3 protein-coding genes and 1 pseudogene are annotated in these 4634 nt (G+C 45.4%); 2 read left to right on the plus strand and 2 right to left on the minus strand.

Features of this window, described 5'->3' with window-relative positions; genetic code table 11:
- Positions 1-276, minus strand: a pseudogene (locus tag ACJ751_RS15295) (AMP nucleosidase); the annotation flags it as partial.
- Positions 277-372: 96 nt separating this feature from the next.
- On the opposite strand from ACJ751_RS15295, the gene ACJ751_RS15300 reads away from it, so the two are divergent.
- Together ACJ751_RS15300 and ACJ751_RS15305 are read left to right on the plus strand one after the other, a co-directional pair.
- Positions 373-813 carry a type I restriction enzyme HsdR N-terminal domain-containing protein gene (locus ACJ751_RS15300; RefSeq protein WP_407746372.1) on the plus strand — a complete coding sequence of 147 codons (441 nt, stop codon included), beginning with the start codon at positions 373-375 and terminating at the stop codon, positions 811-813.
- 51 nt (positions 814-864) lie between these two features.
- Complete coding sequence (locus ACJ751_RS15305; protein WP_407746373.1) at positions 865-3186, plus strand: DUF2339 domain-containing protein; 2322 nt, start codon at positions 865-867, stop codon at positions 3184-3186.
- Positions 3187-3253: 67 nt separating this feature from the next.
- Here the strand turns inward: ACJ751_RS15305 and ACJ751_RS15310 are convergent.
- On the minus strand, positions 3254-4634 hold a 1381-nt coding region (locus ACJ751_RS15310), incomplete at its 5' end, for a Glu/Leu/Phe/Val family dehydrogenase (protein WP_407746374.1).

A 4634-nucleotide genomic window follows, 5' to 3' on the forward strand; every position in this document is an offset into this window, starting at 1 on the left:
CAGGAACAACGCGGCTTTGGGTTCAATGGCTGTCAACAGGTCCATAATGGTAGCGGCGGTGGGGCTGCCCATGCCGAAGTTGATGATGGTAATGTTCTCTGCCGTGGCGCATTGCATGGGGCGGTCAATGCCTGTAACGGGTACATTATTCCATTCGGCAAACATTTTTACATAACCGCTGAAGTTGGTGAGCAGAATGTATTCACCGAAATTTTCCAGGGATTCACCAGTGTAACGAGGGAGCCAGTTTTTTACTATTTCATCTTTTGTTTTCATCTGTATGTCATATATATAGTTAATAAATTTCGTTTATTTTAAGCAAACGCGGCTGATTTTTAGTACTAAGAAATGGTAAATAGTAGCTTTGACAATATGATCAGGATTGAATATCCATTGTTTCCTTTCCGCATGAAAAGGGTAGAAGGGAAAGAATTTATTTTTGATGAATGCCGCCGCCTATGGATTCGGTTAACTTCGGAAGAATGGGTTCGTCAGAATTTTCTGCAATATTTATTACAGACCAAAAAATATCCCGCTCCCCTTATTGCTATTGAAAAAGAGATCAGGTTAGGAGAAATGAAAAAGCGGTTTGATATTCTTATCTATAGCGCACAACACCAACCCTGGTTAATGGTAGAGTGCAAGGCAATGGAAGTACCCTTACAGGATGATGTATTGCACCAGGTATTGCGGTATAACATAGCCGTACCCGTTCCCTATCTTGTAATTACCAATGGAGCGGCAAGTTTTGCATATATAAGAAAAAACAACCAGCTGCAAATGCTTGAGGATTTGCCTGAGTACGGAATTTAAGTTGTTGTTAACGGTTTTTATGCTTTCTTTAGCTTAACCAACAACCTGTTTATGGATAAAAATATCCATGAGAGAATTGAAGCCCTAAGCCGTCGCATTCAGGAGCTGGCGAGCCGGCAGTCTGTAATCAGCAATCAGCTGGTACATCTGATCAATGAGCTCGAAACGCTGAAAGGAACGGTGAATGCTAATGATACTTCACTGCCTGACCCTGTAACACCCCTGCAGGTAGAGACGATAGCAGTAAAAGAAGTTATTGAAGCGCCAACCCATCATGCGCCACCCCCACCACCACCACGAGTTACCACTCAATCGTCCTCTTCCTTTGAAGAATTTATTGGAAAGAACGTTGCCAGCAAGGTAGGCATACTGGTTACCATCATAGGCATCTTCATTGGCGCCAAATATGCCATCGAACATAATATGGTAAGCCCGATAGTACGGGTGATCAATGGATATATTGCTGGCATAGCCCTGGTGACCGTAGCGATCCGGTTAAAGAAAAAGTATGAGGCCTATAGCAGTGTGCTAATGGGGGGCGGACTGGCCGTGCTGTATTTCATTACCTATACCGCCTACAGTTTTTATCATTTGCTGCCGCAACCAGTTGCCTTTGCCCTGATGCTGGTTTTTACGGCCGGTACGGTATATGCAGCCTTGTTATATAACCGCGTAATAATTGCGCACCTGGCACAGGTAGGCGCCTACGCCATTCCTTTTTTACTGAGCGATAACTCGGGGCGCTTTGCTGTATTCTTTGGCTATGTCGCCATTATAAATACCGGCATCCTCGTTGTATCGTTGCGCAAATACTGGAAGTCGCTGTTTTATTCAGCATTCCTGCTTACCTGGTTCATTTATGGGTTTTGGTATTTTACCAGCTTTCATTATCAGTTGCACAGGTATATTGCCTGGACTTACCTGGCTATCTTCTTCCTGATATTTTATGCTACGTTTCTGACCTATAAGATCATTAAAAAAGAACAGTACGGGCTGAACGATGTGTTTGTACTGTTAAGCAATGCTTTTATATTTTATGGCATAGGGTATAACCTCTTAAGTTATGAATCGCCTGCAACCGCCACCAATTACGCCGGCGCCTTCACCCTTGTTAACGCGGCTGTACATTTGGCGGTAAGCCAGGTGATAAGGCGTCTACAACTGGCCGACCGGTCGTTGTATTACCTGTTGCTGGGGCTGGTGATCGTGTTTTGTACCATTGCAATCCCCGTACAGCTCGATGGCAACTGGGTAACCCTGTTATGGACTGCGGAAGCAGTGCTGGTGTTTTTGATAGGTCGTATGCGGCGGGCAGGCTCGTATGAAAAGCTGGGCGCCGGTCTGGTTATCCTGAGTTTTTTAAGTCTGGTGCAGGACTGGTTCAACCATTCGGCTCAGTTTACCTTTCCCACTGGTTCGGCGGTGACTCCTTTTATAAATATCGTGTTTGCCACCGGGTTATTGATAGCTGCCGCACAAGGCGTCGTGATCTATTATAACAGGAATAAAAAATATCAATCAACATTAGATCCCGGCGGGCTGTACCTAAGGTTTTATAATTATTTTCTGCCGGCCATTTTCCTTGTGACCACTTATTTTACTTTTAATATCGAGATAAACGGGTATTTCAGACAACTGAAAAAACCTGGTAACGACTATTACTTTTTCGGCATGTTTAAGTCTGTCACCAGTGCGTTTGCCTTTGTGGTGCTGTTGTTGTACAGCATGGTGTTTTGTATGGCCGTGATGGTAGCCAATCACCGCTGGAGCCGCAATAAATTGCTGGGGGCATTTTCATTGACCGGTATTGGAGTGATGGTGGTACTGCTGGTAACACAAACCCTGGCGATATTGAATGAACTCACGCATACCTATTATCAAAAAGGCGGGATCTATTTCGGCGCATTGGAATGCTACATCAGGTATATAGTAATAGCCATAACGGCACTATTACTTTATACAGGTCAACAGACCCTGAATGAATTTGTGCAGGAAGTAAATGTAAAAAAAGCCTGGATGTTGACAGTATACGGCGTAGTACTGGCTTTAATCAGTGCCGAATACCTTTGCTGGACGTCTTTCTCCGGCGCGGGTAAACAATACAAATTAGGCCTGAGTATTGTGTGGGGCGTATATGCCCTGATGCTTATAGTGCTGGGGATACAGAAAAAACAAAAACACCTGCGGCTGGCCGCCATTGCGCTGTTCATGGTAACGCTTATCAAGTTATTCTTTTACGACCTGGCAGGAGCCGGCACCATTACCAAAACGGTATCGTTTATTTCATTGGGCGTATTATTGCTTGTGGTATCGTTCCTGTACAATAAGTATAAGGAGGTGTTGTTTGATAATGGGGACAGGGCAGGGGAGTAATAGAAAGCATAAAAAAAGCCTCCACCCGGTAAACCTGGTGGAGGCTCTGGATAATTTTCAGCCTTAACTATGGGAATATGCCCAGCTCATTATAGCTGGTTCCAACTTTATTGATGGCTACCACGTAGGCGGCTGTACGCATATCAGGAATTTGCGGATTGGCTTTCCACACTTCCATGATCTCGCGGGTAGCGGTAATCATGGTTTCTTCCAAACCACTGCGTACGAGGTCAACTTCATCGGGGCCATGCATAATCAATTCTTTCTCTGAACCATTTACCTTTTTACCGGTCAGCTCTTCAATTTGGCCAAGTATATGAGTATTCAGGTTTTCAGTAAAGCGTTTTTCCATGCGGCCATAACGTACATGGCTAAGGTTCTTTAACCATTCAAAGTACGATACGGTTACCCCGCCGGCGTTGAGGTACATATCAGGTACCACCAGGATGCCTCTTTTTGCGAATATTTCATCCGCTTCAGGAGTAAGTGGTCCGTTGGCTGCTTCACCAATGATCTTTGCTTTTACATTAGGTGCGTTTTTACCGTTCACCACGGCTTCCAGCGCAGCAGGGATCAGGATGTCGCAATCCATTTCCAGTGCATCGGTATTTTTAGTAAAGTTGGTGCTGCCGGGGAAGTTCAGGATAGTACCTTTTGCCTTCCGGTGCTCAACAACTTTATCTACATCCAGGCCATCGAGGTTAAAGATAGCACCCTCGTATTCGCTTAAGCCAACGATTATGGCGCCATGTTCCTGGAAGAATTTGGCAGTGTGGTAACCCACATTACCCAATCCCTGTACAACAACACGTTTGCCTTCCACCCCAACTGGCAGACCCACTTTATCCATTACATCTTTCATGGACAGTACTTCGCGCAAACCGTAGAACACGCCCAAACCGGTAGCTTCGCGACGGCCGCGAACACCACCCTGGGTAACAGGTTTACCGGTTACGCAACCCAGTCCATCAATTTCGCCAGGACGCATACTGGTGTAAGTATCAACGATCCAGGCCATTTCACGTTCGCCGGTTCCGTAATCGGGAGCGGGTACGTCAATACCGGGTCCTATGAAATTCTTTTTAATCAGTTCTGATGTATAACGCCGGGTGATCTTTTCGAGCTCATAAGGCGTATACTTTTTGGGGTCGATGGTGATTCCGCCTTTGGCGCCTGCAAACGGAACGTTTACAATAGCGCATTTATAGGTCATAAGGGCGGCCAGGGCCATTACTTCATCGAGGTTCACTGAAAGGGCAAAACGAATACCGCCTTTACAGGGAAATTTGTGATGGGAGTGTTGAACGCGATAGGCTTTGATAACTTCGATCTTATCACCGATTTTTACCGGAAAATGCATGCGATAAACGGCATTGCATTGTTTGATCTGTTCCAGGATACCGGGATCCCAGGTGGTGAATTGCGCGGCTTTATCGAAACTCTTCTCC

It is taken from the genome of Niastella sp., from assembly GCF_045805085.1.
GTDB lineage: Bacteria > Bacteroidota > Bacteroidia > Chitinophagales > Chitinophagaceae > Niastella.

Excerpts from the sequence above, each read along its gene's own strand:
- ACJ751_RS15300 (WP_407746372.1), top strand. The coding sequence starts at position 373 with ATGATCAGGATTGAATATCCATTGTTTCCTTTCCGCATGAAAAGGGTA.
- ACJ751_RS15305 (WP_407746373.1), top strand. The coding sequence starts at position 865 with ATGGATAAAAATATCCATGAGAGAATTGAAGCCCTAAGCCGTCGCATT.